The 22834-nt window shown below is 68.0% G+C and carries 25 protein-coding genes; 16 read left to right on the top strand and 9 right to left on the bottom strand.

The window, feature by feature from the left end; all coding sequences use genetic code 11:
* Window positions 1-7: 7 nt before the first annotated feature.
* Complete coding sequence (locus AC04ME_RS16900; protein WP_231567654.1) at window positions 8-793, bottom strand: CPBP family intramembrane glutamic endopeptidase; 786 nt, start codon at window positions 791-793, stop codon at window positions 8-10.
* A 101-nt stretch (window positions 794-894) separates the two neighbouring features.
* On the opposite strand from AC04ME_RS16900, the gene typA reads away from it, so the two are divergent.
* From typA to AC04ME_RS16880, 4 genes are all read left to right on the top strand, one after another.
* Window positions 895-2808 carry a translational GTPase TypA gene (typA, locus tag AC04ME_RS16895; protein WP_042542007.1) on the top strand — a complete coding sequence of 638 codons (1914 nt, stop codon included), beginning with the start codon at window positions 895-897 and terminating at the stop codon, window positions 2806-2808.
* 163 nt (window positions 2809-2971) lie between these two features.
* On the top strand, window positions 2972-3856 hold the full coding sequence (locus AC04ME_RS16890; protein ID WP_475436146.1) for an aggregation-promoting factor C-terminal-like domain-containing protein: 885 nt from the start codon (window positions 2972-2974) through the stop codon (window positions 3854-3856).
* 172 nt (window positions 3857-4028) lie between these two features.
* Entirely contained in the window at window positions 4029-5042 is a 1014-nt protein-coding gene (gene glsA, locus AC04ME_RS16885; RefSeq protein ID WP_042542006.1) for a glutaminase A, read from the top strand.
* A gap of 28 nt (window positions 5043-5070) precedes the next feature.
* Entirely contained in the window at window positions 5071-6708 is a 1638-nt protein-coding gene (locus AC04ME_RS16880) for an MFS transporter (protein ID WP_309687148.1), read from the top strand.
* 3 nt (window positions 6709-6711) lie between these two features.
* Here AC04ME_RS16880 and AC04ME_RS16875 read toward each other — a convergent pair whose 3' ends face one another.
* Window positions 6712-7260 carry a helix-turn-helix domain-containing protein gene (locus AC04ME_RS16875; protein ID WP_475436143.1) on the bottom strand — a complete coding sequence of 183 codons (549 nt, stop codon included), beginning with the start codon at window positions 7258-7260 and terminating at the stop codon, window positions 6712-6714.
* A gap of 93 nt (window positions 7261-7353) precedes the next feature.
* On the opposite strand from AC04ME_RS16875, the gene AC04ME_RS16870 reads away from it, so the two are divergent.
* The 7 genes from AC04ME_RS16870 to AC04ME_RS16840 all read left to right on the top strand — a co-directional run bounded on the left by AC04ME_RS16870 (window position 7354) and on the right by AC04ME_RS16840 (window position 12279).
* Window positions 7354-8064 (top strand): AzlC family ABC transporter permease, encoded by a 711-nt coding sequence (locus tag AC04ME_RS16870; protein ID WP_475436142.1) that lies wholly within the window; start codon window positions 7354-7356, stop codon window positions 8062-8064.
* Window positions 8061-8375, top strand: a complete 315-nt coding sequence (locus AC04ME_RS16865) for an AzlD domain-containing protein (RefSeq protein WP_042542003.1) — start codon at window positions 8061-8063, stop codon at window positions 8373-8375. The genes AC04ME_RS16870 and AC04ME_RS16865 overlap by 4 nt, the downstream gene beginning before the upstream one ends.
* A 35-nt stretch (window positions 8376-8410) precedes the next feature.
* Window positions 8411-8887, top strand: a complete 477-nt coding sequence (locus AC04ME_RS16860; protein ID WP_228385672.1) for a histidinol dehydrogenase — start codon at window positions 8411-8413, stop codon at window positions 8885-8887.
* Between the two features lie 9 nt (window positions 8888-8896).
* Entirely contained in the window at window positions 8897-9217 is a 321-nt protein-coding gene (gene fdxA, locus AC04ME_RS16855; protein ID WP_050721431.1) for a ferredoxin, read from the top strand.
* A 3-nt stretch (window positions 9218-9220) separates the two neighbouring features.
* Window positions 9221-10333 carry a succinyldiaminopimelate transaminase gene (gene dapC / locus AC04ME_RS16850; RefSeq protein ID WP_475436139.1) on the top strand — a complete coding sequence of 371 codons (1113 nt, stop codon included), beginning with the start codon at window positions 9221-9223 and terminating at the stop codon, window positions 10331-10333.
* A gap of 144 nt (window positions 10334-10477) precedes the next feature.
* Window positions 10478-11797 (top strand): citrate synthase, encoded by a 1320-nt coding sequence (locus tag AC04ME_RS16845; RefSeq protein ID WP_153302153.1) that lies wholly within the window; start codon window positions 10478-10480, stop codon window positions 11795-11797.
* An 11-nt stretch (window positions 11798-11808) separates the two neighbouring features.
* The gene (locus tag AC04ME_RS16840) at window positions 11809-12279 is read left to right on the top strand and encodes an SRPBCC family protein (RefSeq protein WP_042542000.1); all 471 of its coding nucleotides are present in this window, start codon (window positions 11809-11811) and stop codon (window positions 12277-12279) included.
* Window positions 12280-12377: 98 nt separating this feature from the next.
* Here the strand turns inward: AC04ME_RS16840 and AC04ME_RS16835 are convergent, their stop codons facing one another.
* Together AC04ME_RS16835 and dapD are read right to left on the bottom strand one after the other, a co-directional pair.
* Window positions 12378-13793: a DEAD/DEAH box helicase gene (locus tag AC04ME_RS16835; protein WP_475436136.1), complete on the bottom strand. Its 1416-nt coding sequence runs from the start codon at window positions 13791-13793 to the stop codon at window positions 12378-12380.
* Between the two features lie 227 nt (window positions 13794-14020).
* Window positions 14021-14974: a 2,3,4,5-tetrahydropyridine-2,6-dicarboxylate N-succinyltransferase gene (gene dapD / locus AC04ME_RS16830; protein ID WP_475436134.1), complete on the bottom strand. Its 954-nt coding sequence runs from the start codon at window positions 14972-14974 to the stop codon at window positions 14021-14023.
* Window positions 14975-15039: 65 nt separating this feature from the next.
* On the opposite strand from dapD, the gene dapE reads away from it, so the two are divergent.
* The 3 genes from dapE (at window position 15040) to AC04ME_RS16815 (ending at window position 17582) form a co-directional block, all read left to right on the top strand.
* Complete coding sequence (gene dapE, locus AC04ME_RS16825; RefSeq protein WP_042541997.1) at window positions 15040-16113, top strand: succinyl-diaminopimelate desuccinylase; 1074 nt, start codon at window positions 15040-15042, stop codon at window positions 16111-16113.
* Window positions 16095-17312, top strand: coding sequence for a hypothetical protein (locus tag AC04ME_RS16820; RefSeq protein WP_475436132.1), 1218 nt, complete (start codon window positions 16095-16097; stop codon window positions 17310-17312). The genes dapE and AC04ME_RS16820 overlap by 19 nt, the downstream gene beginning before the upstream one ends.
* Window positions 17313-17408: 96 nt before the next feature.
* Entirely contained in the window at window positions 17409-17582 is a 174-nt protein-coding gene (locus tag AC04ME_RS16815; protein ID WP_079112537.1) for a DUF3117 domain-containing protein, read from the top strand.
* A 90-nt stretch (window positions 17583-17672) separates the two neighbouring features.
* Here AC04ME_RS16815 and AC04ME_RS16810 read toward each other — a convergent pair whose 3' ends face one another.
* Window positions 17673-18308, bottom strand: a complete 636-nt coding sequence (locus AC04ME_RS16810; protein WP_042541995.1) for an O-methyltransferase — start codon at window positions 18306-18308, stop codon at window positions 17673-17675.
* Window positions 18309-18397: 89 nt separating this feature from the next.
* Here AC04ME_RS16810 and AC04ME_RS16805 point away from each other — a divergent pair, with 89 nt between their 5' ends.
* Both AC04ME_RS16805 and AC04ME_RS16800 read left to right on the top strand, forming a co-directional pair.
* Window positions 18398-18784: a twin-arginine translocase TatA/TatE family subunit gene (locus AC04ME_RS16805; protein ID WP_042541994.1), complete on the top strand. Its 387-nt coding sequence runs from the start codon at window positions 18398-18400 to the stop codon at window positions 18782-18784.
* A gap of 41 nt (window positions 18785-18825) precedes the next feature.
* Window positions 18826-19395 carry a hypothetical protein gene (locus tag AC04ME_RS16800; protein WP_475436129.1) on the top strand — a complete coding sequence of 190 codons (570 nt, stop codon included), beginning with the start codon at window positions 18826-18828 and terminating at the stop codon, window positions 19393-19395.
* A 6-nt stretch (window positions 19396-19401) separates the two neighbouring features.
* Here AC04ME_RS16800 and AC04ME_RS16795 read toward each other — a convergent pair whose 3' ends face one another.
* Genes AC04ME_RS16795 through AC04ME_RS16780 form a run of 4 tightly spaced genes read right to left on the bottom strand, consistent with a single transcriptional unit; the run spans window position 19402 to window position 22808 of the window.
* Entirely contained in the window at window positions 19402-19875 is a 474-nt protein-coding gene (locus AC04ME_RS16795; RefSeq protein ID WP_475436127.1) for a YcxB family protein, read from the bottom strand.
* Between the two features lie 7 nt (window positions 19876-19882).
* Window positions 19883-21001: an Mrp/NBP35 family ATP-binding protein gene (locus AC04ME_RS16790; protein ID WP_475436125.1), complete on the bottom strand. Its 1119-nt coding sequence runs from the start codon at window positions 20999-21001 to the stop codon at window positions 19883-19885.
* A complete protein-coding gene (locus tag AC04ME_RS16785) occupies window positions 20998-21543 on the bottom strand; it encodes a DUF1003 domain-containing protein (protein WP_079112539.1) in 546 nt (181 codons plus the stop codon). The genes AC04ME_RS16790 and AC04ME_RS16785 overlap by 4 nt, the downstream gene beginning before the upstream one ends.
* Window positions 21543-22808, bottom strand: a complete 1266-nt coding sequence (locus AC04ME_RS16780) for a magnesium transporter MgtE N-terminal domain-containing protein (protein WP_042541990.1) — start codon at window positions 22806-22808, stop codon at window positions 21543-21545. Before AC04ME_RS16780 ends, AC04ME_RS16785 begins: the two co-directional genes overlap by 1 nt.
* Window positions 22809-22834: the final 26 nt, after the last annotated feature.

Below are 22834 nucleotides of genomic sequence, written 5' to 3'. Positions count from 1 at the left end.
AGCTCCGTCAGCCGGGAAGCCCGAAGAGCATCGGCCAGGTGGCCGCCGCCCAGGGGTAGCCGACGAACACCGTGGCGTCGATCAGGAAGTGCGCGACGAGGAACGGCATGAGCCGTCCGCTGCGCTGGAACAGCCATCCGAAGAGCAGCCCCATGGCGAGGTTTCCGATGAACGCTCCGGGACCCTGGTAGAGGTGGTAGCTCGCCCGCAGCACGGAGGTGGTCAGAATGATCGCCCACGGCCCCCAGCCCAGCTGCCGGAGCCGGGCGAAGAGGTAGCCGAGCACCACGAACTCCTCTTGCAGTGATGCGCGCGCTGCCGCGAGGAGAAGGACCGGGATGGTCCACCAGTGACTGTCGAGCCCCGCGGGGTTCACCGCGACGAAGAGTCCGAGGGCACGGCCGGCGAGATACAGACCGAGACCGGGGATGCCGATGGCTGCGACCAGGAGGATCCCGCGGCCCACATCCGCTCCGACCCGGGTGCCGTCCAGACCCAGCCTGCTCAGGTGCGGTCTGGACGACTGCCACAGCAGGAAGCAGACGAGCAGCACCGGGACGAGGGAGAACCCGATCGACAGGACCTGGTAGATCAGGTCGAAGATCTCCCTGTCGCTCCGGGACGGATTCAGGGTCGCGGTCTGATCGGCCAGCGGCGTCTCGTCGGTGAGCCGGTAGGCCAGTTGCACGATCGCATACACCGCGGACTGACCGAGTCCGAGGGCGAGGACGATGGCGATCTCCCACCATAGACGAGCGCGCGAGGGCGGGGGAGAGAGGTCGACGACGGTCACGCTCCCGATCGTACTTCGAGCGCTCAGGAACGAGTCGTCGGCATACGGTAGTCTGGAACGTCGGCTTCTCGACAAAACCCCACACTCTTTAGGACATCTGCATGGCGCACGCCCTCCGTTCTGACCTCCGCAACGTCGCTATCGTCGCTCACGTCGACCACGGTAAGACCACCCTCGTCGACGCCATGCTGCGTCAGACGGGCTCCTTCGGCGAACACGCGCACGTCGATGAACGCGCGATGGACTCCAACGATCTGGAGCGTGAGAAGGGCATCACGATCCTCGCCAAGAACACGGCGATCACCTACAAGGGCAAGCATGCTCAGGGCAAGGAGATCACCATCAACGTGATCGACACGCCCGGCCACGCCGACTTCGGTGGAGAGGTCGAGCGCGGCCTGTCGATGGTCGACGGCGTCGTGCTGCTCGTCGACGCCAGCGAGGGCCCGCTTCCGCAGACCCGCTTCGTGCTGCGCAAGGCTCTCGAGGCCAAGCTTCCCGTCATCCTCCTGGTCAACAAGACCGACCGCCCCGACGCTCGCATCGCCGAGGTCGAGGAAGAGGCCCACGACCTGCTGCTCGGCCTCGCGTCCGACCTCGTCGACGACGTGCCCGACCTCGACGTCGACGCTCTGCTCGACGTCCCCGTCGTCTACGCGTCCGGCCGTGCCGGCGCCGCGTCGCGCAACCGTCCGGCCGACGGATCGCTGCCCGACAACGACGACCTCGAGCCGCTCTTCGAGGCGATCCTCGAGCATGTTCCCGCTCCGGAGTACGACGACGAGCACCCGCTGCAGGCCTGGGTCACGAACCTCGACTCCAGCCCGTTCCTCGGCCGCCTCGCGCTTCTCCGCGTCTTCAACGGCACGCTGAAGAAGGGCCAGACCGTCGCCTGGGTCCGTGCGGACGGCACGCACCAGAACGCACGTATCACCGAGCTGCTCAAGACGCGCGCGCTCGAGCGCTACCCCGCCGAGTCCGCCGGCCCCGGCGACATCGTCGCCATCGCCGGTTTCGAGAACATCACGATCGGCGAGACCATCGCCGACCCCGAGGACGTCCGCCCGCTTCCCGCGATCACGGTCGACGACCCCGCCATCTCGATGACGATCGGCACGAACACCTCGCCGCTGATGGGCAAGGTCAAGGGCCACAAGCTCACCGCTCGAATGGTCAAGGACCGTCTCGACAAGGAGCTGATCGGCAACGTCTCGCTCAAGGTGGTCGACATCGGACGCCCCGACGCCTGGGAGGTCCAGGGCCGCGGCGAGCTGGCGCTCGCCATCCTGGTCGAGAACATGCGTCGCGAGGGCTTCGAGCTCACCGTCGGCAAGCCGCAGGTGGTCACGAAGAAGATCGACGGCAAGACCTACGAGCCGTTTGAGCACCTCACCATCGACACTCCTGAGGAGCACCTCGGCGCGATCACGCAGCTGCTCGCGAACCGCAAGGGCCGCATGGAGAACATGACGAACCACGGCACCGGCTGGGTGCGCATGGAGTTCATCGTCCCGTCTCGTGGTCTGATCGGCTTCCGCAGCGAGTTCCTCACCACGACCCGCGGCACCGGAATCGCCAACGCGATCTCGCACGGCTACGAGCCGTGGGCAGGGTCGATCACGACCCGCCAGAACGGCTCGATCGTCGCCGACCGCTCGGGTGTCGTCACCCCGTTCGCGATGATCGCCCTGCAGGAGCGCATGTCGTTCTTCGTGCAGCCCACTCAGGAGGTCTACGAGGGCATGGTCATCGGCGAGAACTCGCGTGCCGACGACATGGACGTCAACATCACGAAGGAGAAGAAGCTCACCAACATGCGTGCGGCGAGCTCCGACACCTTCGAGTCGATGACCCCTCCGCGCCAGCTCACCCTCGAGGAGAGCCTCGAGTTCGCGCGTGACGATGAATGCGTCGAGGTCACGCCCGAGGTCGTCCGCATCCGCAAGGTCAACCTCGACGCCAACACGCGTGCTCGCGACACCGCGCGCCTCAAGCGTCAGGACGCCGGCTCCTGAGAATCGTCTAAGAGAAGGGCCCTGTACCGCCGAAAACGGCTGTACAGGGCCCTTTTCTCACGAAACGTCCAGGCGGGCCGTTGCAGAATCGTTACCTTGCGCCTGGGGCAATCTCCCGATGAGTGTCCTGTGACGGGCGTACGACGACCCGAAAGTCGAACCCATGCTTCAAAACACTCGTGCGCTTCGGCGCGCCCACGCGGCGGCGTCAGCCCGCAACGCGATCACGGCACGTCGCCCCAAGCTGCTTCTCGGAACGATCACCGGCGGTGTGCTCGGCCTCGCCCTGACCGTCGGCATGGTGTCGGCGCCCGCGGCTGGTGCCGAGGTGCCGGACGCCGTCGCCGGCGTCACGTCCTTCGTCACCGGCGAGACCGAGCAGCCGGCGAAGAGCGCCGACGACTCAGCCCTGACGATGGTCGCCGCTCAGGACGCCGTTGCTGCAGCCGAGGCGCTGAACGCCGAGGTCGCGGCATCGGGCCTCGACCTCGGCGCGGCACCCTCCTCGGTCGACACCTCCGACGTGACCGCCTGGGTCGATCAGCTCGCCGACCGCGACGAGTTCTCGAACAGGCAGCTCACGAGCCTCACTGCGTATGCGGTCACCGGCACGGACGAGATCGTCGCTGAGACCGCCGCCCTGCAGGAATCCTACGTAGCAGCTCAGCAGGCCAAAGCCGCTGCGGATGCGGCTGCCGAGCAGGCGGCCGCTGAAGCCGCCGCACTCGCTCAGACGAACACCGTCGACGGCGCGAAGGCCGCGGCGCGCGACATCGCGTCAGGTCAGTACGGGTGGGGCGACGACCAGTTCTCCTGCCTGGATTCGCTGTGGACCAAGGAATCCGGGTGGAACTACCAGGCGTACAACGCCTCGGGCGGTGCGACGGGGATTCCGCAGGCTCTGCCCGGAAGCAAGATGGCGTCTGCCGGATCCGACTGGCAGACGAATGCGGCCACGCAGATCCGCTGGGGTCTCGGATACATCTCCTCCGTGTACGGCACCCCCTGCAGCGCGTGGGGGCACTCCCAGTCCGTGAACTGGTACTGAGCCTCCGCCGCCCGACCGGCACCACCGAGACCCACCCCGCATGCGTGCGGCGGTGGGTCTCGGCGTTTCAGGGCGCAGCCTGAAACCGGCGCTCAGTGCTCTAGGCAGAGCGAGGCATTGCCACTACGGTGAGCGGTGACGGCTGGGGGGTCGTGGACTCGGAGGAGAACGCATGGACGTCGCGGCACTGACAGACATCCCGCAGCAGGTGTCGACCGGCGCCCTGCCGGGGTGGGACCGCGTCGACGAGCTCGTGCGCGAAGCCCACCGCCGCTATGCGGACGACCGCACGGGTGCAGTCGCCGATTACATCCCCGTGCTCGCGGAGGCCGACCCCGAGCTGTTCGGTCTCGCGGTCATCGAGGTCGATGGCGGCCTGCATGACGCCGGAGACGCGCTGCATCCGTTCTCTATCCAGTCGATCTCGAAGATGTTCGTGTATGCGCTGGCCATCCAGGAGCACGGCCACGAGCGGGTGCGCGAGATCGTGGGGGTCAACAACACGGGGCTCGCCTTCAACTCGCTCATGGCGCTCGAGCTCAACGCGGGGCATCCGATGAATCCGATGGTCAACGCGGGTGCGATCGCCACCACGGCGCTGATGCCGGGGCAGACGTCCGTCGAGCAGTGGGAGCGCGTCCGAGAGGGGTTGTCGGCCTTCGCCGGACGCCCGCTGAGTCTTGACGGGGTCGTCTATGCGTCCGAGGCGGAGACGAACGAGCGGAACCGAGCGATGGGGTGGCTGCTGCGAAGCTACGGACGGCTGACCGGCGACCCGGATGACGTGGTCGACGTCTACACGCGTCAGTGCGCGCTCAGCGTCACCGCTCATGACCTCGCGGTGATGGGCGCGACGCTCGCAGACGGCGGCGTGAACCCCATCACCGGTGAGCGCGTCGTCTCGGCGGACGTCTGCCGCGACACTCTCGCCGTGGTGGCGTCGACCGGCCTCTACGAGACTTCGGGGGAGTGGCTGTTCGAGATCGGCCTGCCGGCCAAGTCGGGGGTCGCCGGAGGCATCGTGGCTGTCGCCCCCGGCAAGGGGGCGGTCGCCGGATTCTCACCTCGCCTCGACCGAGCCGGCAACTCTGTGCGGTCGCAGCTCGCGATCGGCCACCTCTCGCGCGCACTCGGCCTGAACCTGTTCGCTTCCGCGCCGTCGGCGACCCCTCGCTCGACGGACTGACCCCTCTCACCGTTCGGAGGACCCTGTCATGACACACATCGCTCCGGCTCCCACGAAGACCTCCTGGATGCCGCTCGTCAGCCTCTTCCTCGCCCAGGTGCTCATGTCGTTCAACGTGGCCGCCCTTCCGATCTCGCTCGGCGGCATGGTCAGCGAGTTCGGCGTGCCGCCGACTGTCGCCAGCACGACGATCGTGATGTACGGGCTCGCCGTGGCCGCACTGGTGATGACCGGCGCGAAGCTCGGCCAGCGCATCGGGTGGGTGCTCATCTTCCGGATCGTGATCGGCCTCTTCGCCGCATCCTCGGTGCTCATGATCGTGTCGCCGAGCGTGGGCTGGGCCATCGCCGGGCAGGCGGTCGCCGGCGCTGCTGCGGCGATCATCGTGCCCTCGATCGTGGCGCTGATCGCCGAGAACTATCGCGGAGCGCAACAGGCGACCGCGATCGGTGCGATCGGCTCGGCCAGGGCCATCTCCGGGGTCACGGCCTTCCTGATCGGCGGCACCCTCGGAACGCTCGTCGGATGGCGTCCGATGTTCTTCATCGTGTTCGGCATCGCGGTGGTGGTGTTCGCCTTCAGCTTCACGCTTCGCGGCGATCGCGGCGACGCGTCGATCCGCATCGACCTCGTGGCGTCGCTGCTCATCGGTGCGGCGATCGTCCTTCTCACCCTCGGCTTCAACAACCTCAACGGGTGGGGAGCCGTCGCCGCGACGGAGGCTGCGCCCTTCAGCATCCTGGGGCTCTCGCCAGCTCCCGCCTTCGTGGTCGTGGGAATCGTGCTCGGGCAGTGCTTCTTCGTGTGGACGCGGAGGCGGATGGCCGAGGGCAAGGTGCCGCTGATCGACCTCAGCATCCTGGACTCATCGAAGGAGCGAGCGGCCGTCTACGCGATGTTCATCGTCGTGGCTCTCGAGGCGTGCGTGAACTTCACCATCCCGCTGTACATCCAGATCGTGCAGGGGAGGACGCCTTTCGACACATCCCTCGCGATGATGCCCTTCAACCTGACGGTCTTCATCACGGCCACCCTCGTCGTCCGCTTCTACAAGCGCTACCCGCCGCGGGTGATCGGCGTCTTCGGGTTCATCCTGACCACGGTCGCGCTCGTCTGGCTGTCCGTCGTGGTCAACAACAACTGGGAGACCCTGCCCACGATCCTGGGGCTGATCGTCTTCGGCATCGGCCAGGGCGCGCTCGTGACGCTCGTGTTCAACGTGCTCGTCACCTCGGCGCCCGCCGAGCTCGCGGGGGATGTCGGTTCGCTCCGAGGCACCACGCAGAACCTCGCCTCCGCGGTCGGCACCGCTCTGGCCGGCGCGCTCCTCGTATCGCTCCTCGGATTGAGCATCGGTCGTGCGGTCGTCGAGCATCCCGAGCTGCCGCCCTCGCTCGTCGCGCAGGTCGACCTGGACAACCTCAACTTCGTCAGCAACGACGACCTCCGCGCCGCCCTCGAGCAGACCGATGCGACCCCCGAGCAGATCGACGCGGCGGTTGCCGTCAACGAGGAGTCTCGTCTGGGCACGCTGCGACTCGGGCTGCTGCTGCTCGCCGGCCTCAGCGCGGTGGCGATCCTGCCCGCATCGAGACTTCCGAAGTACAAGCCCGAGGAGATCCCCGACCCGTCACCGGTCTCGGGCTCGGGTCCGGGGCCGGAATGATGCTCAGCGGAGTTCGGAGATGAGAACCGCGCTTGTACCGGCGACGATCGCCTCGAACACGTGCGGTGCGTCTCCGGCGTACGAGAGGTAGTCGCCGGGGTTCAACAGCACAGGGTCGTCCGTCGGCCCGATCAGAGCTTGCCCCGAGATGAGGACCACGTGCTCGGTGGTGCCCGGATGATGCGGATCGGAGCGCCGCTGATCACCGGGTTCCGCCTGGATCAGGTACACATCCCTGCGGGCGCCCGGTGGGCTCGCAGACAGCAGCGTCGCGCTGTACGCCGCCGCTGACGACGGCACACCGGCGAGGTCGTCGGCGCGGATGAGCGTCGGCGCGTTGATCTGCTGGTCGACGAGCACGGCGAAAGGCACCCCGAGCGCGACACCCAGAGCCCACAGCGTCTCGACGCTGGGATTGCCGGAGCCTGATTCGAGTTGCGAGACAGTCGCCTTCGAGATTCCCGCCCGACGCGCGAGCTCGGAGACGGACAGCGCGGCTCTCTCACGTTCGTTGCGCACGGTACGGGCGATGCGGGTGCGGAGATCCTCCATCTGTTCAGTATGTCAAACGATCGTTCGCTTGACTATCCATGAGGCGTTGTTCAGAATGATGATCATGTGTTCACTGCAGCGAACGATCTCGCGATGACCGCTGAGCGCGAAGTCTGGCGCGAGGCGCTGGGCGTGGTTCTCGCGACCAGCGCCTATGGCGTCTCTTTCGGCGCGCTCGCCGTGGCATCCGGTCTGGATGTCTGGCAGACGTGCGTGCTCAGCCTGCTGATGTTCACGGGCGGATCGCAGTTCGCATTCGTCGGCGTGTTCGCCGCCGGAGGCGTGTCGGCGCTTCCCTCGGCCATCGCCTCGGCGACGCTGCTCGGGGTGCGCAACGCCGCCTACGGCATGCGGATGTCTCCGATCGTCGGAACCACGCCCGCCCGCCGAGTCGCGGCGGCGCACTTCACGATCGACGAGTCCACCGCGGTGGCCATCTCGCAGAGAGATCCTCGTCTGAGGCAGGTCGGCTTCTGGGTGACCGGCATCGGGATCTTCATCGGATGGAACATCACGACGTTGATCGGCGCTCTGGTCGGCGACGTGCTCGGCGACCCGAAGACCTGGGGGCTGGATGCTGCCGCTGCCGCTGCGTTCCTGGCTCTGCTCTGGCCGCGCCTCAAGGAGCGCCAGGCGATCGCGGTCGGTGTGGCCGCAGCTGTCGTGGCCGCGTCGCTCACGCCCTTGATCATGCCCGGTCTGCCCGTGCTGGTCGCGGCTGTCGTCGCGATCGTCGTCGGCTGGTTCAACTGGCTGGGACGAGTCGACGGCTCCACGGCCGGCCCCGGGGAGATCGACCGATGAGCGTGTGGAGCGCGATCCTGCTCGCTGCGGTGATCTGCCTGGCGCTCAAGGCCAGCGGTTATCTCGTTCCGCCGAGCGTGCTCGAGGCGCCACGACCGGCTCGCATCTCCGACCTGCTGACCGTGGCGCTCCTCGCCGCACTCGTGGCTGTGCAGACTCTCGGAGCCGGGCAGGCCGTGGTCGTCGATGCACGGGTCCCCGCTCTGCTCGTCGCGGCCGGTCTTCTGTGGTTGCGTCAGTCGTTCCTGGTCGTGGTGTTCGCCGCTGCGGTCGTCGCCGCGATCCTGAGGCTTCTCGGCCTCGCTGCCTGAGTCGAGCAGATCCTCGGCGCGCGTAGGATCGACTCGTGCGTACTGGATGGATCTCCCGGGTGCTTTCCTGGATCGCCGCGGCTCTCGTCGGCGGCGTCTTCGGCGTCGCGGGAACGATCGGACACAGCCTGATGTGGGGACCGGTGCCCGTGGGGCTGCTGGTGGGAGCGGTCGCGTGCGGGGCGATCCTCGTCGCGATCCGGGCGCTCACCCACGACCGGGGCGCGACTCTCGCCGCGGGGCTCGGCATGCTCGGCATGCTGATGCTGATCTCCGGCGTCGGCCCTGGTGGGTCGGTGGTCGTCGAAGACACGCTCAGCGGTCGCATCTGGACCTATCTCGTCGCCGGACTCGTGCTTCTCGCCGTGGCATGGCCGTCCTTCTCCCGGCTTCCCGCGCGCACCGATGCGCCTGCGCCTGCGCCCGCAATGTCGTCTGGGGCGTCCGACGGCGAAGCGCCGAGTGCTCGGCGTGCCCCCGCTCTGGGCGATCGGACCGGCGGCGAGTCGTAGACTGGTCGAGTGACGTATGTGATCGCTCTCCCGTGCGTCGATGTCAAGGATCGCGCCTGCATCGACGAATGCCCCGTTGACTGTATCTACGAGGGCGAACGCTCGCTGTACATCCACCCCGACGAATGCGTCGACTGCGGCGCGTGCGAACCCGTCTGCCCCGTCGAGGCGATCTACTACGAAGACGACCTGCCGGAAGAATGGCAGGACTACTACAAGGCCAACGTCGAGTTCTTCGACGAGGTCGGCTCTCCGGGTGGTGCCGCCAAGGTCGGCGTCATCGCGCACGATCACCCGATCATCGCCGCTCTCCCGCCACAGGGCGAGTAGTCGGTGAGCGTTCGGGATCTCGCCGACTATCCGTGGGATGCGGTCGTTCCCTATCGTCAGCGCGCTGCCCTGCATCCGGAGGGGATCGTCGACCTGTCCGTCGGGTCGCCCGTCGACCCGACGCCCGAGCTGATCCGCCGAGCTCTGTCGGAGGCGACGGACGCGCACGCGTACCCGCAGACCGTCGGCACTCCCGCTCTGCGTGAGGCGATCGTCGCGTGGTACGCCCGCCGCAGGGGAGTGGTCGACCTCACGGTCGACAACGTCCTGCCCACGATCGGCTCGAAGGAGCTCGTGGCCCTGCTGCCGACCCTGCTCGGTCTCGGCGCCGGCGACATCGTCGTGCATCCCCGAATCGCATACCCGACCTACGAGGTGGGTGCCCGCGTCGTCGGGGCCACGCCGCTGCCTTCCGACGATCCTGCCGACTGGCCCGAGGGCACCAAGCTCATCTGGATCAACACGCCGGGCAACCCCGACGGTCGCACCTGGACGGTGGAGGAGCTCTCCGCCGCGGTTCTGCGCGCTCGGGAGCTGGGGGCCGTGCTCGCGAGCGACGAGTGCTACGCCGAGCTCGGGTGGGACGGCCAGTGGGCGACCGAGCCGATCCCCTCGGTCCTCGACCCGCGCGTGACGGGGGGGAGCAGGGCGAATCTGCTCAGCGTCTACTCGCTGAGCAAGCAGTCGAATCTCGCCGGCTACCGGGCCGCTTTCGTGGCGGGGTGCGCGCGCATCGTCGGCGAGCTGCTCACCGCGCGCAAGCACCTGGGGCTGATGCCACCGGAGCCTGTGCAGCACGCGATGGCCGTGGCTCTGGGTGACGACGAGCACGTCGCGGCTCAGAAGGAGCTCTACAGTGGGCGGCGCGACATCCTGCGGCCGGCGCTCGAAGCTGCGGGGTTCCGGATCGATGGATCGGAAGCCGGCCTCTACCTGTGGGCGACCGAGGGGCAGGATGCCTGGACGAGCATCGAGAGGCTTGCGGATCTCGGCATCCTCGCGGGTCCCGGCCCGTTCTACGGCGCGTTCTCGAACGAGCACGTGCGGCTGGCGCTGACGGCTCCTTCCGAACGGATCGCCGAGGGCGCCCGGCGCCTGCGCGAACAAGCCGTGTAGGTTCTCGCCTCAGACTGCGGGTTCTTTTGTCGGTTGTCACAGTAGGCCTGTGTGCCTACTAGGCTGTAAAGGCGATTCGGTTGTGTATCGATGATCTCGAACAGACCTGGTGCTCAGCGCCGTGACATCGCCACATCCGACTTGATGAAGATCCATGAGGAGGCCCGCGTGAGCGCAGCGGCAGAGCAGCAGGCGACAGCGAAGCTGACGATCGGCGATACGACCGCTGAGTTCCCACTCGTGCGAGGCACGGCGGGCACCGACAGCATCGACTTCTCGACGCTGACGCGGCAGACCGGCTACACAGGGCTCGACTACGGTTTCGTCAACACCGCGTCCACCAAGTCCGCGATCACCTTCATCGACGGAGACAAGGGCATCCTGCGCTACCGCGGATATCCGATCGAGCAGCTCGCCGGATCGACGAGCTACCTCGAGGTCGCCTGGCTCCTCATCTACGGTGAGCTGCCCTCCGCCGCCGAGCTCGCGGAGTTCGATGAGAAGATCCGTCGGCACACGCTGCTGCATGAAGACCTGAAGCGGTTCTTCTCGGCGCTGCCGCACACGGCGCACCCGATGTCTGTGCTGTCGTCGGCCGTCGCCGCTCTCTCGACCTACTACGAGGGTCAGACCGACCCGCACAACCCCGAGCACGTCGAGCTGAACATGATCCGGATGCTGGCGAAGCTGCCGGTCATCGCCGCCTACGCGCACAAGAAGAGCATCGGCCAGGCGTTCCTCTACCCCGACAACTCCCTCGGCTTCGTCGAGAACTTCCTCAAGCTCAACTTCGGCGTGCACTCCGAGGAGTACCAGGTCAACCCGGTCATGTCGAAGGCCCTCGAGCTGCTGCTCATCCTGCACGAGGACCACGAGCAGAACGCGTCGACCTCGACCGTGCGTCTGGTCGGCTCGACCGGTGCGAACCAGTTCGCATCGATCTCTGCGGGCATCCAGGCGCTGTCCGGCCCGCTGCACGGTGGTGCGAACGAAGCCGTCCTCACGATGCTCGGCCAGATCCGTGACTCCGGCCAGAGCGTGTCTCGCTTCGTCGAGCGGGTGAAGAACAAGGAAGAGGGCGTGAAGCTCATGGGCTTCGGGCACCGGGTCTACAAGAACTACGACCCGCGCGCCAAGCTCGTCAAGGAAGCAGCCGGTGAGGTGCTCGCCGAGCTCGGCGTCACGGACCCGCTTCTCGACCTCGCTCAGGAACTCGAAGAGCTCGCTCTCGCAGACGACTACTTCAAGGAGCGTCGTCTCTACCCGAACGTCGACTTCTACACCGGTGTGATCTACAAGGCGATGGGCTTCCCGACCCGCATGTTCACCGTGCTGTTCGCGATCGGTCGTCTCCCCGGGTGGCTCGCGCAGTGGCGTGAGCTGCAGCTCGACCCGCAGACCAAGATCGGCCGCCCGCAGCAGCTCTACACGGGGTCTCCCGAGCGCACCTTCCAGACTCGCTGACGCCGAGCGCGATGCCTGTCGTCAGCGCCGAAGCGGTCGTGCCGGTGGACCCCGCGACGGCGTTCGCGGTGTCTCAGACGACGGGAGCGGTGCGGCGACGCTGGGACCGCTTCATCAGCGAGCAGCACCTCATGGACGACGCGGATGCGCCCGCCAAGGGTGTGCGCACCTTCACCCGGCAGCGGTTCGGTCTCTCGATGGTCAGCCGCTACGTGTCGTACGCCCCACCCACGAACGTGGGCATGGTGATGGAGCGGGGTCCCTGGTTCTTCACCAAGCTCGGTGGCGGCTGGCGGTTCACCGAGGTGCCGGAGGGCACGCTGGCTGTGTGGAAGTACAACTTCTCGTGCCGCCCCGCGTGGCTCGCACCGTTCGCCGAATGGATCGGAGTTCGAGTGCTCGGCTTCGAGATCCGTCGTCGCCTCGCCGGGTTCGCCCGCGGTTGCTCGGATCCGAAGGTGCTGGCGGCGGTAGGACGCTGATCACGGCGCCCTCCGCACACTCCGGTTTCGTCGGGGCGCAGAAAGGCGGGTGCGTCGATGCCTGAGTATCGGCGCACCCGCCTCTCTTGCAGCGGGGTTCAGCGACCCTGCGAGCTCCAGCCGCGGCCGCCCTGGTTGCGCGACTGACCGCCCTGGCGAGATCCGCCCTGGCCGCCCTGTCGCGAACCGGTCTGCGCTGCCGGCGCACCCTGACCACTCTGGCCAGAGCGGGGGCGACGGCTGCGACGCGACGGCGGGTTGGCGGCCGAGTTGCGCTCGCCGCCCGCGGGACGCTGCTTGGGCGCCTGGCGCTGCTGCGCCTGGACGGGAGCAGGACGCACGTGTGCGGCGCGCTCGGGAACCAGCTCGCTGACGGCGGCCGTCGTGACGGGCTCGAGAGCGGCGCTGATCGCTGCTTTGCGCAGCAGATCCTTCACATCGCGGCGCTGCTCGGGGAGCACCACCGTGACGACCGTTCCTGCGGCTCCGGCACGAGCAGTGCGACCTGAGCGGTGCAGGTATGCCTTGTGCTCCATGGGCGGGTCGACGTGGACGACGAGATCGACGTTGTCGACGTGCACTCCGCGGGCAGCGACGTCGGTGGCGACGAGGACGCGCACGCCGCCGTCTTCGGGGGCTGCCGAGAAGGCGCCGAGGTTGCGCTCACGCGCATTCTGCGACAGGTTGCCGTGCAGGTCGACGGCCGGGATGCCTGCTGCGGTGAGCTGCTTCGCGAGCTTCTTGGCCTGGTGCTTCGTGCGGGTGAAGAGGATGCGCCGGCCGGTGCCCGACGCGAGCTCGCGCACGAGCTCGGTCTTGTTGTCGGTCGAGTCGACGACCAGCACGCGGTGGGTCATCTCGCCGACGGGCACGCTCTCTTCGTCGACCTCGTGGCTGACGGCGTTCGACAGGAAGCGGCGGGCGAGCGTGTCGATGCCGCGGTCGAGGGTCGCGCTGAAGAGCAGACGCTGGCCGCCGGCCGGCGTGGCGGTGAGGATGCGGGTGACGCCCGGGAGGAACCCGAGGTCGGCCATGTGGTCGGCCTCGTCGAGGACGGTGACCTCGATGGCGTCGAGCTGCACGACCCGCTGCTTCATCAGGTCTTCCAGACGGCCGGGGCACGCGACGACGATGTCGACGCCGTTGCGCATCGCCTGCTCCTGCGGGCGCTGGCTGACGCCGCCGAAGACGGTCGTGACGCGCAGGCCCTTGGCCTCGGCGAGCGGTGCGATGGTCGCTGCGATCTGCGTGGCGAGCTCCCTGGTCGGCGCGAGCACGAGACCACGCGGGTGACCGGGGCGGCTGCTGCGCGAAGACGCGGAGAGGCGGGCGACGAGGGGGAGGGCGAACGCGATCGTCTTGCCGCTGCCGGTGCGGCCGCGGCCGAGGAGGTCACGACCGGCGAGAGAATCGGGAAGCGTGTCGCGCTGAATCGCGAACGCCTCGGTCTTGCCGTCCTTGGTGAGGACGGCGGCGAGGTCGGCGGGCACGCCGAGATCGAGGAAGGAAGTCATAAAGGTATCTCCGTGAGAATGCACGCACGTACCAACGGGCCGGGTGCGGAAGGGTGGGCGACGGCGCGGGATCGCGCATCGTTTCGCCGTTCGAAATGGCCAGAACCAGGCAAGTGGCGCGGGAGCGTGTCGACGACGCAGACGACTCGCAGTGCGAGGATCGTCGATTCGACACTATCACGCGTCAGGGGGAGAAGCCTGGGACGCGCTCCCGCTCAGCGCGTCGCTCAGGCGTGGAGCGCCTCGTTGAGTGTCACGCCGACACCCGCGCGCCGCACGGCCTCAACCGCTCCGCTGAGCGAGTTGCGGCGGAACAGCAGGCCGTTCTGGCCCGACAGCTCAGCGCCCTTGACGGTCTGCCTGCCGCCGTCAGGCGTCGCCGGAGCGTCGAGGAGCACGACCTTGGTGCCCGCCGTCACGTAGAGTCCGGCTTCCACGACGCAGTCATCGCCGAGCGAGATGCCGATTCCCGCGTTGGCGCCCAACAGTGTGCGCGAGCCGATCGAGACGCGGTGTGCGCCGCCACCCGAGAGCGTGCCCATGATCGACGAGCCGCCGCCGATGTCGCTGCCGTCGCCGACCACGACCCCCTGAGAGATGCGTCCTTCGACCATCGACGCACCCAGCGTGCCCGCGTTGAAGTTCACGAAGCCCTCATGCATGACCGTCGTGCCGGGGGAGAGGTGGGCGCCGAGGCGGACGCGTGAGGCATCAGCGATGCGCACGCCCGCCGGCTGCACGTAGTCGGTGAGTCTGGGGAACTTGTCGAGCCCCTGCACCTGGATCCCTGCCCGCTGCAGCAACGGGCGAAGTCGTGCGGCGTCATCGGGGTGCACGGGGCCGGCGTTGGTCCAGGCCACGTTCGGCAGGTGGGCGAAGATGCCGTCGAGGTTGAGCTCGTTCGGCCGCACGACCAGGTGTGAGAGCGCGTGCAGTCGCAGATAGGCGTCGACTGTCGACGTGGGCGCGGCATCCAGATCGATGTGCAGCTGCACGGTCTCGATGGTGACGTTGCGTCGCTCGTCGGGACCTGCCAGCGCTTCGAGCGCGAGGAGTGCGGCCTCGGCGTCTTCGGCCGACGGGGCTTCGGTGAGCACCCCGGGGAACCACGCGTCGAGAACTGTGCCGTCGCCGGCGGTCGTCGAAAGTCCGGTACCCCACACGGTGCGCGCCTCAGTCATGCCTCCACGGTATCGCGAGCGGGCGTGGACGATCGCACAGATGTCGGGGTAAGTAGGCTGGGTGCATGATGCTCGATCTGACAGCGTCCTCTGTCGACCTGACCCGTGCGATCTGCGACATCCCGAGTGTCTCGGGTGACGAGAAGACGCTCGCGGACGCCATCGAGGAGGCGATCTCCGTCTACTCCCACCTCGAGGTGATCCGTCACGGCAACACGATCGTCGCCCGTACGAACCTCGGACGAGCCCAGAGGGTGGCGATCGCAGGGCACATCGACACTGTGCCGATCAACGGCAACGTGCCGACGAAGGACCTCGAGATCGACGGTGTCGCCCATCTCTGGGGTCGAGGGACCGTCGACATGAAGAGCGGCACCGCGGTGCAGCTCAAACTCGCGGCCGAGCTCACCGAGCCCACGGTCGACATCACCTGGATGTGGTACGACAACGAGGAGGTCGAGGCGTCGAAGAACGGGCTGGCTCTCCTCGCTGCGGTGCGGCCGGACCTCTTCCGGGCCGATTTCGCGATCCTCGGTGAGCCGTCGAATGGTGAGGTCGAAGGCGGCTGCAACGGCACGATGCGTGCGATCGTGCGCACCACCGGCGTGCGCGCGCACGCCGCCCGCGCCTGGATAGGAGAGAACGCCATCCATCGGGCGGCCCCGATCCTCGCGCGTCTGGCCGAGTACCGTGCGAAGGAGATCGCGGTCGACGGACTGCTGTATCGCGAGAGCATGAGCGCCGTCCGGATCACGGGAGGGGTCGCGGGCAATGTGATTCCCGATGCGTGCGAGGTCGAGGTGAACTACCGGTTCGCTCCGAGCAAGTCGGCGGCGGATGCAGAAGCGCACATCCGCAACCTGCTGGCAGGTTTCGACGTGGAGATCACCGATGCCGCCGAAGGCGCGCGGCCAGGTCTCGATGCCCCGATCGCCCGGGACTTCGTGACTGCCGTCGGCGCCGAGCCGCGCCCCAAGTACGGATGGACCGACGTCGCTCGCTTCTCGGCCCTCGGCATCCCCGCCGTGAACTACGGACCGGGGGACCCGCACCTCGCGCATCATGACGAGGAGCGCGTTCCGCTCGCGCAGATCGACGCCGTCGAGCGAGGACTGCGCGCATGGCTCAGTTCGCGCTGACCGCGACCCGTCGGTGGGCGGCCGCACCGCTGGCGCTGCGGATCGCCCTGATCTACCTCGCGGCGCGCGCTGTGACGACCGCGATGATGATCGCGGCGGCGACGCTGTCGACGTCGCTGTCGAGGTTCGGGGCAGAGCCGGGGCTCGCCGACTTCATCGTCGGGTGGGATGCGCAGTGGTACTGGCTCGTCGCCGAAGAGGGATATCCGTCTTCTCTTCCCCTCACCGAGTCCGGTGAGGTCGCAGAGAACGCCTGGGCGTTCATGCCGGTGTTCGCTTTCGCCGCCAAGACGGTCGGGTTCGTGTTCGGCTCGTGGGGGATGGGCGCTTTCCTGCTGTCGTTCGTGGCCGGTTACTTCGCCTGCCTCGCGCTGCACCGACTGCTGCGTGAGCGCATCGGCGCGCGGGCGACGATGTGGTCGGTGGTGTTCTTCGCCTCCGGACCTGTCGCGGCGATGTTCCAGGTCGGATACGCCGAGACCCTGTTCCTCCTCCTGCTGTTCCTGGCGCTCGACGCGACGGTGCGCAGGAACTACGTCTGGCTCTACCTTCTCATCCCCGTCATGGCGTTCACGAGACCGGGGATCCTCGCATTCGCGCTCTACCTCGGTCTGCACGGCATCCTCCGCTGGTGGCACCGCCGAGACGACCCGCTCGCCCTGCGGGAGATCGTGCACATCGTGGCGCTCGGCGCCCTCGCCACGATCGCTGGCTTCTCGTGGCAGGTCATCGCGGGCATCGTCACCGGAGACCCCGGCGCGTACCTCGCGACCGAGCTCGCCTGGCGCAGTAACTGGCTCGTCGGCGGCGTCGAGGGTTTCGTGCCGTTCGAAGGCTGGATCCAGGCGTCCCAGTTCTGGTTCGCCCAGTGGGGGCTTCCCGGCGCGTGGGGCCCCGTCGCTCTGGCGCTCCTCGTCGTGGCGGCAGGTGCGGCTCTGCTCTATCTGCCCCAGGTGCGCGCGCTCGGTCCCGATCTCAGGCTCTGGAGCGCGAGCTACCTTCTCTATCTGCTCGCCGTCTTCTTCCCGCAGTCGAGCACTTTCCGGCTGCTCCTGCCGTTGAGTCCTGCCTGGGGAGCACTCGCGGTGCCGCGCTCGCGCGTCTGGCGGCTGGGGGTTCTGGCGGTCTGCCTGCTGGGTCAGTGGCTCTGGATCTACCACATCTACGCGTTGGGGAACACGTTCTGGCAGGTGCCGTGAATGTTAAGGCTTGATGCATTTCTTCATAGGGGACATCCAGGTTCCGGTAACACCCGATAAACTGATCGCATACCACCGGAGGAAAAGGAGCCCACGATGGCAGCGATGAAGCCGAGGACCGGAGACGGACCCATGGAGGCCGTAAAAGAAGGACGACTCATCATCGTGCGCGTCCCGCTCGAAGGAGGCGGCCGTCTGGTCGTCTCCGTGAACGACGCAGAGGCGAAGGAACTCCACGACGTGCTGGCAGCCGTCGTGAAGCCCGCCTGAGAGAACTCGAATTCGCGCACGCGGATTCACGAAGAGGGCGACGGATCATCGATCCGTCGCCCTCTTCCGTCTGTGCGGGGTGTCGTCGGCTCAGCCCTCACCGACGCTGATCAGCTGCAGCAGGCCTTCACCGGAGCTCGAGACGGTCGCGAGCACCGCTGAGGACTCCTGGGTCTCCTGCACGAGCGAGCGATAGGCCGAGGTCACCTCGTCACGCTGCACGGGGTCGGCCACGCGGCCGCCACCGAGAATCCGGGGGACCAGGACCATCCCGCCGGTGCGCACCAACCGCAGCCCGTGCTCGACGTAGTCGATGACGTTCTCGGGGTCCGCATCGACGAGCACGATGTCATAGGACGCTTCGTTCATGCGCGGCAGCACGTCGGCGGCGCGACCGGTGATGAACCGAGCCTTCGTCGGGGCGACCCGAGCGTCGGAGAACGCCTGACGAGCCGCGGCCAGATGCTCCGGTTCGTTGTCGATCGAGGTCAGTACGGCCTGCGGCGCCCCTCGCAGCAGCCAGAGGCCCGAGACACCGGCTCCGGTGCCGATCTCGACGATCGACCTGGCACCTGTCGCCGCGGCGAGCACCGCGATCTGCGAGCCGACGGCCGCGCTGATCGGCGAAGCGCCGAGTTCGATGGCGTGCGCACGCGCGCGGGCGATCGGCGAAGGCTCCACGATCGACTCGCGGATGAAACGTGCGTTCGCATCGTTCTCGCTCATTGACTGATTCTCCCGACTGAGATATGTGTTCTCCCAGCGTATGCGCTCGGTGCGCGGCACAACGGCAGGCGCGGCGGTAGCCTGGACACATGCAGTTCGGGATCACCTTCGAGAAGCTGCTGCTCATCGGTCTGATCGCTGCGCTGCTCATCGGACCGGAGCGGCTGCCCCGCTACGCCGAGAGCGTCGCGAAGCTCGCTCGGCGTGCCGGCGAGTTCCTCCGTGACACCAAATCGCGCGTCCGCGACGAGATGGGCCCCGACATCGATGACGTCGACTGGCGCAAGCTCGACCCTCGGCAGTACGACCCCAGACGCATCATCCGCGACGCTCTCTTCGAAGACGACGCGGCGCCCGGGCCCGCCAGGGCCGAAGCGGTCGTCGCAGAGCCGACGGTGAAGCCGGTGCGAACGCCGAGGGTGCGACCGGAGTTCTCGGTCGCGAGTCCGCCTCCGTTCGATCCCGAAGCCACGTGACGCGGACGGTCGACGAGAGTCGGCTTCGGACCAGAGACCGGATGGCGTTCTTCGCCGCCGCGATCTGCGCCGTGACCGGAGTCCTCATCTGGGCCCTCTGGGTGCTGCCGATCGTGCGGTCGATCGAGAGCGCCGAGGACGTCCCGATCGGGCAGACGATGGCGGTCGACCTCGACTCCGGGGCTCGGGTCGGTATCTGGACCAGCGGGATCTCCGCCACGCTCGGCACCATGGATTGCAGCGTCATCGGGCGGGACGGCGCCGAGCGTCCGCAGCAGGGCCCATCCGCGGTGAGCTGGGACGATGTGCTGTGGTGGATGACGCCGCGGACCGGGTTCGTGCAGTCCGCCCAGTTCACCGCGGCCGAGGCGGGCACTCACCTGGTGGACTGCCGGGATTCGCTCGACACGTACGACGGGCGATTCCTCGTCGCCGGCGACTCGATCGGTGACGGCATCGGACTGGGCCGCACCGGCGGCAACGACTACCCGGTGGGGACTCTGCTTGCTCTCGGAGCGGTGATGTGTCCACCCCTCGCGGTGCTTCTTCCTCTGGTGATCCTGCTGAGGCGCCTGGTCACCCGCCGCGTTCCGAGGCCGCCCCGGACCTGATCGCAGTCAGCCGATCCTGGCCCGGAGAGTCGCGATGTCGTCATCGGACAGCAGCGCACGGGGGATCGCCGTGATCGCAGACGCGCCTCGAAGCTTGAAGAGCACGGCATGCCTGCCGGCACGAACGCTCTGGAAGGTGCTGTAAGAGATGTCCGACGACCGACTGCCGGCGCCGACGTGCAGAGCGGTGTCATCGAGCCGAAGCCACACCGCGCTGCCGGGAGGGGTGGCGGCCCGAACGGCGCGTCTGGCGCCGACGACAGTCATGACGACCGCGTAGACCATGAGGGCGATGCTCGCGACGGGCAGCAGACCCGCCAGCCCCTGGGGGCCGCGGACGGCGGTCAGGTTGAGGATGCTGACGACGAATGCCGCGACGAGGGCGATCCACATCACGATCGCGACAGGGCGGGTGAGGGCGTAGATCGCGGCGTCGCGTGCCATGCCCCGAAGCAGCTGTTCGTCGACGGTGAGAGCCACGATCGTCTCAGCCCAGGGTCATCGGCAGCGAACGACCGGCGAGGCCGCGCCCCTGAGTGGCGAGGGAACCTGCGAGCTCGCGGATCGCGACGGCCGCCGCATCGTCGGGGGCGCTGAGCACCACGGGCACCCCGTCGTCGCCTCCCGTACGCAGCGCGGGACTGAGGGGGATCGATGCCAGCAGCGGCACGGACTGCGTCTCCGACAGCGCACTGGCCACGGCTGCACCGCCTCCTGAACCGAATAGATCGACGACGGTGCCGTCCGGAAGCGTGAGGGCTCCCATGTTCTCGACCACCCCGATCACCCGCTGCCCGGTCTGGCGAGCGACCAGCCCGCTGCGGATCGCCACGTCGGATGCTGCCGCCTGCGGCGTCGTGACGACCAGCACCTCGGCGTGGGGCAGCAGCTGCCCGATCGAGATGGCGATGTCACCGGTGCCAGGAGGCATGTCGATGAGCAGGATGTCGAGATCGCCGAAGAACACGTCTGTCAGGAACTGCTGCACGGTGCGGTGCAGCATCGGTCCGCGCCAGGCGACCACAGCCTCCCCGTCACGGAGGAACATGCCGATCGAGATGGTCTTCACGCCATGGGCGACGGGCGGGAGCATGAGGTCGTCGATGCGCGTGGGCTGTGTTCCCGCAGGGATGCCGAGGAGGCCCGGGATCGAGAAGCCGTGCACATCGGCGTCGACGAGGCCGACCGAGAGGCCCTGAGCCGCGAGCGCCACCGCGAGATTCGCCGTCACAGTGGACTTGCCCACGCCGCCCTTGCCACTCGAGACGAGGATCACCCGTGTGAGTGAGTCCGGGCCGAAGGGCATCTGGCGAGGAGGCCGCCCGTCGCGCAGCTTCTCGGTGAGCGCTTTGCGCTCTGACGGCGTCATCACGCCGACCTCGACGTCCACCTCGGCGATGCCGGGCACCGAAGCGGCCGCGGCGCGGACATCGGTTTCGATGCGAGCCGCTGCGGGACAGCCCACGATCGTGAGCACGATCGCGACGTGCGCGTGTGCTCCATCGACACTGATATCCCTGACCATGTCGAGATCGCCGATGGGTCTGCGAAGCTCGGGGTCGGTGACAGCGGCGACGGCCGCTCGGACGGAGTCGGCTGAGCTCATGATGATGTGGAGCGGCCGCGGGGGCGTCGCTCGGTCGGCTCGTCGTCCTGCTCGCCGAGCTCGGCGAGCAGCGACTTGAGCTCGTGGCGCAGCACATCCCGGGTCACGACCTGGTTGTTGCGCTCTTCGAGCGACATCCGCAGCGCGACGATCTCTCGGGCCAGGTACTCCGTGTCGGCGAGGTTGCGCTCGGCACGCTGGCGATCCTGCTCGATCTGCACGCGGTCGCGGTCGTCCTGGCGGTTCTGCGCGAGGAGGATCAGGGGGGCCGCGTACGACGCCTGCAGCGAGAGCATGAGGGTGAGGGCCGTGAAGCCGAGCGCGGCATCGTCGAAGCGCAGGTGGTCGGGCAGCAGGGTGTTCCAGCAGATCCAGAGCACACAGAACAGGGTGAGGATGAGCAGGAACGCCGGGGTGCCCATGGCACGGGCGACCCATTCGGTGAAGCGGCCGAAGCGGTCACGCGATGTCGGCCGCTGCCGAGGGGTGCCGCGGCCCAGAGGGGCGTCGAGCTGAGGGGAGCGCGAGCGGGAGCGGGGCATCAGCGCACCTCCTTCGGGATCGACGGCTCGTCGCTGTCGTGTGTGCGCCAGTCGTCGGGCAGCAGATAGTCGAGGACGTCGTCGATGCTGATGGCGCCGACCAGACGATGGGCGGCGTCGATCACCGGAAGCGAGACGAGGTCGTAGCTCGCGAGCATCCTGGCCACCTCCGCAGCCGATGCGGTGACGCGCACGGGGTCGAGGCTGTCGTCCATGATCGCGCCGAGCCGCTCGTGCGGCGGGTAGCGCAGCATCCTCTGGAAGTGCACCATTCCGAGCAGTCGGCCCGTCGGCGTCTCGAAGGGCGGCAGGGTCACGAACACGGCTGCAGCAAGGGCGGGGTGCAGCTCGTGACGCCGGATGAGGGCCAGCGCTTCGGCGACGGTCGCATCGGCGGAGAGGATGATCGGCTCGGGCGTCATGAGACCGCCGGCGGTGTCAGGGCCGTATCGCAGCAGCATCCTGACGTCCTCGGCCTCCTCCGGCTCCATCAGCTCGAGCAGCTGCTCGAGGCGATTGGGCGGCAGCTGGGCGAGGAGGTCGGCGGCGTCATCCGGCTCCATCTGGTCGAGGATGTCTGCGGCTCGCTCGTCGCCGAGGCGGTCGAGGATGTGCACCTGGTCGTCCTCGGGCATCTCTTCGAGGGCGTCGGCGAGCCGATCGTCGGAGAGCTCCTCTGCGACCTCGATCATGCGCTGCTGCGGCAGATCGAGCAGGGTGTTCGCGAGGTCGGCGGCGTGCAGCTCGGAGTAGGAGGCGACGAGCTGCTCGGCCGATTGGGACTCGCCGGGGGAGTGCTGCTCGGTGACCTCGTTCCAGGCGGCGAACGTCGTCGGGCCCTTGGCGAACGGCGAGGCGCTGGTCTTCGGGCGACGGAGGAAGAGCTGGCTGACGGCCCACTCGCCCAGGCGGTTCGGCTCGATGGCGACGTCTTCGATGACAGCAGTGCCGGTGCCGTCGACGAGGCTGACCCGTCGACCCAAGAGCTCTGCGAGAACCCGCACCTCTCCGGCGCGCGGCGAGAAGCGGCGCACGTTGATGAGTCCGGTGCTGATGACCTGGCCTGCACGGATCGACGTCACTCGTCCTATCGACAGGAAGACGTGTCGTCGCCCGGGGATCTCGACGACGAGGCCGATGACACGCGGAGCAGCCGTACTTCGGTACACGATGACGACATCTCGGACTTTGCCGAGCCGGTCGCCGACGGGATCGAAGACGGCGCAGCCTGCCAGGCGCGCGGCGAATACCCGTTGTGTGCTCACTCGTCCAGCGTAGTGCGCAGGGCCCT

Source organism: Microbacterium sp. LjRoot205 (assembly GCF_056175745.1).
This window is presented reverse-complemented; position numbering and strand designations above follow the sequence as displayed.

What these genes read in the sequence shown, in the direction of transcription:
- typA (WP_042542007.1), top strand. Translation starts at nt 895, where the DNA reads ATGGCGCACGCCCTCCGTTCTGACCTCCGCAACGTCGCTATCGTCGCT.
- AC04ME_RS16890 (WP_475436146.1), top strand. Translation starts at nt 2,972, where the DNA reads ATGCTTCAAAACACTCGTGCGCTTCGGCGCGCCCACGCGGCGGCGTCA.
- glsA (WP_042542006.1), top strand. Translation starts at nt 4,029, where the DNA reads ATGGACGTCGCGGCACTGACAGACATCCCGCAGCAGGTGTCGACCGGC.
- AC04ME_RS16880 (WP_309687148.1), top strand. Translation starts at nt 5,071, where the DNA reads ATGACACACATCGCTCCGGCTCCCACGAAGACCTCCTGGATGCCGCTC.
- AC04ME_RS16875 (WP_475436143.1), bottom strand. Translation starts at nt 7,260, where the DNA reads ATGGAGGATCTCCGCACCCGCATCGCCCGTACCGTGCGCAACGAACGT.
- AC04ME_RS16870 (WP_475436142.1), top strand. Translation starts at nt 7,354, where the DNA reads ATGACCGCTGAGCGCGAAGTCTGGCGCGAGGCGCTGGGCGTGGTTCTC.
- AC04ME_RS16865 (WP_042542003.1), top strand. Translation starts at nt 8,061, where the DNA reads ATGAGCGTGTGGAGCGCGATCCTGCTCGCTGCGGTGATCTGCCTGGCG.
- AC04ME_RS16845 (WP_153302153.1), top strand. Translation starts at nt 10,478, where the DNA reads ATGAAGATCCATGAGGAGGCCCGCGTGAGCGCAGCGGCAGAGCAGCAG.
- AC04ME_RS16840 (WP_042542000.1), top strand. Translation starts at nt 11,809, where the DNA reads ATGCCTGTCGTCAGCGCCGAAGCGGTCGTGCCGGTGGACCCCGCGACG.
- AC04ME_RS16835 (WP_475436136.1), bottom strand. Translation starts at nt 13,793, where the DNA reads ATGACTTCCTTCCTCGATCTCGGCGTGCCCGCCGACCTCGCCGCCGTC.
- dapD (WP_475436134.1), bottom strand. Translation starts at nt 14,974, where the DNA reads ATGACTGAGGCGCGCACCGTGTGGGGTACCGGACTTTCGACGACCGCC.
- dapE (WP_042541997.1), top strand. Translation starts at nt 15,040, where the DNA reads ATGATGCTCGATCTGACAGCGTCCTCTGTCGACCTGACCCGTGCGATC.
- AC04ME_RS16820 (WP_475436132.1), top strand. Translation starts at nt 16,095, where the DNA reads ATGGCTCAGTTCGCGCTGACCGCGACCCGTCGGTGGGCGGCCGCACCG.
- AC04ME_RS16815 (WP_079112537.1), top strand. Translation starts at nt 17,409, where the DNA reads ATGGCAGCGATGAAGCCGAGGACCGGAGACGGACCCATGGAGGCCGTA.
- AC04ME_RS16810 (WP_042541995.1), bottom strand. Translation starts at nt 18,308, where the DNA reads ATGAGCGAGAACGATGCGAACGCACGTTTCATCCGCGAGTCGATCGTG.
- AC04ME_RS16805 (WP_042541994.1), top strand. Translation starts at nt 18,398, where the DNA reads ATGCAGTTCGGGATCACCTTCGAGAAGCTGCTGCTCATCGGTCTGATC.
- AC04ME_RS16800 (WP_475436129.1), top strand. Translation starts at nt 18,826, where the DNA reads ATGGCGTTCTTCGCCGCCGCGATCTGCGCCGTGACCGGAGTCCTCATC.
- AC04ME_RS16790 (WP_475436125.1), bottom strand. Translation starts at nt 21,001, where the DNA reads ATGAGCTCAGCCGACTCCGTCCGAGCGGCCGTCGCCGCTGTCACCGAC.
- AC04ME_RS16785 (WP_079112539.1), bottom strand. Translation starts at nt 21,543, where the DNA reads ATGCCCCGCTCCCGCTCGCGCTCCCCTCAGCTCGACGCCCCTCTGGGC.